The 4,436-nt window shown below is 68.1% G+C and carries 4 protein-coding genes; 2 read left to right on the top strand and 2 right to left on the bottom strand.

The window, feature by feature from the left end; all coding sequences use genetic code 11:
• Nucleotides 1-214, bottom strand: a 214-nt coding sequence (locus ACWELQ_RS39295; protein ID WP_452402082.1) for a hypothetical protein, incomplete at its 3' end; no start/stop codon positions are given.
• A gap of 119 nt (nucleotides 215-333) precedes the next feature.
• Between ACWELQ_RS39295 and ACWELQ_RS39290 the strand changes: the two genes are divergently transcribed.
• A complete protein-coding gene (locus tag ACWELQ_RS39290; RefSeq protein WP_452402081.1) occupies nucleotides 334-1,614 on the top strand; it encodes a M20 metallopeptidase family protein in 1,281 nt (426 codons plus the stop codon).
• On the opposite strand, the gene ACWELQ_RS39285 is transcribed toward ACWELQ_RS39290, so the two are convergent.
• Complete coding sequence (locus ACWELQ_RS39285) at nucleotides 1,589-1,816, bottom strand: hypothetical protein (protein ID WP_452402080.1); 228 nt, start codon at nucleotides 1,814-1,816, stop codon at nucleotides 1,589-1,591. The genes ACWELQ_RS39290 and ACWELQ_RS39285 overlap by 26 nt on opposite strands.
• A 267-nt stretch (nucleotides 1,817-2,083) precedes the next feature.
• On the opposite strand from ACWELQ_RS39285, the gene ACWELQ_RS39280 reads away from it, so the two are divergent.
• On the top strand, nucleotides 2,084-4,436 hold a 2,353-nt coding region (locus ACWELQ_RS39280), incomplete at its 3' end, for a BTAD domain-containing putative transcriptional regulator (protein WP_452402079.1).

Here is a 4,436-nt window from a genome sequence, read left to right as displayed (position 1 = left end):
CGGACACCACGAAGCTGTCCGACATGATCGGCCCGCCAACGGTTTTGTCGATGGGGTCGGCCTCGCCGGTGAGCAGGGACTCGTCGACTTCCAGGCGACTCAGGTCGATGCGTTGCACCGGGGGTTGGCGGGACATTCCGGATCCGAAGAAGCGGCTGAAGATGTCGTCGAAGGAATCGAAGGACCCCATCGAGCTGGGCCAGCCCTGAGTCATGGTCACCTCGCGTCTCGGGAATCAGCTAACGGATGGCGAACTCGGCTTCCACAGTAGTAGCCTCGGCACGGACGGCAAGGGCCGTGATGACTTTGTTTCGTTCGATCGAACGGAGTCCGATGGGCACGATCTACGACGATCTCGACGCCCGCGCGACGGCCATCGCGCGACAGGTGATCGGGTGGCGGCACCATCTGCATCAGCATCCGGAACTCTCCAACCGCGAGGTGAACACCGCGGCCCTGATCACCGATCACCTGAAGTCGTTGAGCCTGGACGAAGTTCGCACCGAGATCGCCGGTCACGGCGTGGTCGGGGTGCTGCGCGGCGGGCAGCCCGGCGACCGGGTCGTCGCGCTGCGCGCCGATATCGACGCGCTGCCGGTGCCGGATCTGTGCGGGGTGCCCTTCGCCTCGCATGTCGTGGATCAGAAGTATCCCGGCGGGCCGTTCCCGGTCTCGCACGCCTGCGGGCACGACTGCCACACCTCGATGCTCATGGGCGCGGCCACCGTTCTGGCCGGGGTGCGCGAAAAACTGTCCGGCACGGTGCTTTTCGTCTTCCAGCCCGCCGAGGAGGGACCGCCGGTCAATGAAAAGGGCGGCGCGAGCGAGATGCTCGCGCAAGGGGCCCTCGACCATCCCGCGCCGACCATGGCGTTCGGATTCCATGTGACGCCATATCCCAAGGGCTACATCGGATATCGGGTCGGCAATCAGTTCGCGGCGTCGAGCCTGGTCAAGATCACCATCACCGGGCAGCAGGTGCATGGGTCCACGCCGTGGATGGGCATCGATCCGATGCCCGCGGCGGGCGCGATCCTCACCGGGGTGGGCCAGATCTACCGGCAGGTCAACGCCTTCGATCCGGTCACCGTCAGCATCGGGCACGTCGAGGACGTCGGACGGTTCAATATCATCGGCCAGACGGTGACGCTGTGGGGCACCATCCGCTGCGCGGTCGAGAGCAATATGACCCAGGTGCAGCAGCGCCTACGGACCTTGACGGTCAATTCCGCGCAGGCCTACAACTGTTCGGCCGCAATCGAATTCCTCCAGGACGTGCCCGCGGTGCACAACGAGCAGGCGTGGATGGACGCCGCCCTGCCCACCTTCCGACGCGTCGCGGGGGACGATCGGGTGGTCGCGACCGGCGCGACACTCGGATACGACGATGTATCCGAGTTCGTCAACAAGTACGGCGGTTTGTACGTGACACTCGGCGTGCAGGATGCCCAACTCACCCCCGAGGGCATGCCGACGCCGATACCGGGCGGACGCGGGCTGTTCATGAACCACAATCCGCACTTCTACGCCGACGACGACACCCTGGTCACCGGGGTGCGGCTACACGCACAGGTGGCCTACGACCATCTCAGCGGCGCGCTGACACCGGCATGAACGGCGCGTAGTCGCGCACGTGGCCTTCGGTCCAGTCCCACAGCGAGTTCGGGTCGACCGCGACGCCGCGCTGTAGCATCAGCCGCCAGCCGCCCTCGTCCTTCTCCCAGATATCGCCGTCGCGGTCGACGTACATGCCGGAGTTCTCGGGCTCGACACCGCCGTCACCCATACCCCTGGGAAAATCCAATCGCTTCGCCACACCAACCATCCCCTTAGATCTCGGGTTGCTTCCAACCAGAAGTATTCTCTCCGCCTCTTGCGGTTCACTTCCGGTCCGGTTGTGCGTCGCTTTGAAACTGTTAGCATTGGCAATCAAACTCCGTACCAGATGGTCTCCTTAGTGGGCGCAGACGGTCGTAACTATCCGACAACTATTCCGCAACCTTTTGGCATCTCCAGGTTTTTGCGAGATAGTGCTCTTCTTGCGGCGAACGTCCAGTTCGCTTCCCGTCGCAGGAGGACCCCGATGGCAGGCGCGGAGCTGAGAGTGCTCGGCCCCCTGCATCTGTCCGTCGACGGTCACGACGCCGCTCTCGGCACTCCCATGCAGCGCGCCGTCCTGGGCCGGTTGATCGTGGCTCGCGGCCAGGTCGTGAGCACCGAACGGCTGATCGACGACCTGTGGGCCGGGTATCCGCCGCCCAAGGCCGCCGCCGTGCTCCAGGTCCACATCCACACCCTGCGCCGGCTGTTCGAGCCACAGCGCCCGCGCCGTGCGCCCTCCCGTTTCATCGTGTCGGAATCCTCCGGATACGCCCTGCGGATCCCCGAGAACGCCGTCGACGCATGGCATTTCGAACAGCAGTTGCGCACCTATCAGGAACTGGTCAGCAACCCGGATATCCGCACCGAACCCGCCGAGCGCAATGCCCTGCTGGAGACCGCCCTCGCGCTGTGGCAGGGTCCGGCCCTGGAAGCCTTCGCCGAAACCGAGTGGGCCGCAGCCGAAGCCGACCGCCTCACCGACCTGCATCTCACCGCCGTCGAACTCAATGCCCGCACCAAGCTCGAACTCGGGCGGCCCGGTGATGTGGTGCGCGAACTCCGCCAGCTCTTCGAGGACCATCCCGGCCGCGAGGAGATCGTCCGCCTGCTGGCCCTGGCCCAGTACCAGCTGGGCCAGCAGTTGGAGGCCCTCACCACCATTCGCCGCTCCCGGGAGTACCTCGCCACCGCCTACGGCGTCGACCCCACCCCCGCCCTGCGCGAACTCGAGATGGCCATCCTCAACCATTCGGCCACGCTCACCCCGGCCGGAATGGATCCCGGCCGCCCGTACGCCGGGATGACCGAACGGCCTCGGCCCGGGCAGCAGGCGGGCGAGCACGCCGCGCCCCCGATCGGCCCGGACGAGACCTCGGTCGTGGGCGCCGACGCGATCCTCACGGTCGACGACGAGGCCGCCGACACTCACGCCGCCGTCGAATCCGCTTGTGCCACCGGCTACACCGCCGAGCTGTCCGAACTGCTGAGCGCCGCCGAAGTGGCGCGCGGTGGACGGCTGCGGCTGGCGTGGGTGGCCGGTGAGGCCGGGATCGGCAAAACCGTCCTCGCCGAGGCGGCCTGCTCCGCCCTCGCGACCAGCGGCTGGACGGTCGCCGCGGGCACCTGCCCCGAAATCGACGGCGCGCCCACCGCCTGGGCCTGGTCGGAGATCCTCACCGCTCTCGACGCCTGCGAACGACGCGCGGGCGGATATCCCGCCGCCGAGGCCGACCGGCCGGAATCGGGCAGCACCACCGGCGGTTTCGAGCAATCACCCGCCCCACCGGTGGTTCCCGGCGGCGGCCGGGCCGTGTCGTCCGCGACCGGGCGGGCCACCACGAACACAGTGGCCGACAACACGACGGCGTGGCCGAAGACGACGGATGCGGCGGCCGCCGCGGGAGCGACGACCGAGGTTCCGGGGGCCATCGCGGCAGCGGATTCCGGAACGCGGGGTGGGAGTGCGGACGGGTTCGTGCTGGCCCGCATCATTGCCGAGAAGTGCAGGCGCGCAGCGCGAGTCGGGCCGGTGGCAGTGTTGCTCGAGGATGTGCAGCGGGGGGACGCGACGACACTGCAGGTCTTGCGGCAGGCGGTGAGCTGGCTGCGTGACGAGCCGGTGTTCGTGCTGGTCACGCTGCGGCGGTCGGAAGCCACCCAGGGGACGCACAATACGGTGGCGGCGCTGGCGCAGCATACGGGCGCATGGGTGGAGCTCACCGGGCTCGATCTCGAGGGCACCCGGCGGACCGCGCTGGCGACCGGGCTCACCGACATCGACGACGAGGTGCTCGCGCAGTTGCACCGGCGCACCGGCGGCAGACCGCTTTTTGTCCGGGAGGTGGCGAAAGAGCTTGCCGCACAAGGGAATCTGGACGGTGTCCCGGATTCGATCCGGGAGCTGATCGAGGACCGGATCGCGCAGCTGCCGGACGGCGTCACCGAGGTGCTGCGCCAGCTGTCCATCTGGGCCGAAAGCGTCGATCTGGCGCTGCTGAGCACGGCCGCGGCGCTCGCCGAGGACACCGTCATCGACCTGGTCGCCGCGGCCGAATCGGTGGGGCTGGTGGACTCCGGCAGCGGCGGCAGCATCCGATTCGCGCACCCGCTCATCCGCGATGCCGTGTACCTGAGCATCCCGCCGCTGCGCCGCGGCCGAATGCACTGGGCCGCACTGGAACTGCTCGACCAGCACGCCGATACCTTTCCCGCGGTGGCACGCGATCCGGACGTGCTGGCCCGGCACGCGATTCAGGGCGCGACCGCCGAAACAGCCTCGCGGGCAATCGAATACGTGGAGCGGGCGGCCGAGCGCCGCAGCAGTCGCGGCATGC

The sequence above is a fragment of the Nocardia sp. NPDC004722 genome (genome assembly GCF_053601505.1).
Note: the sequence above shows the minus strand (reverse complement) of the source record. Positions and strands in the feature narration are given on the sequence as shown.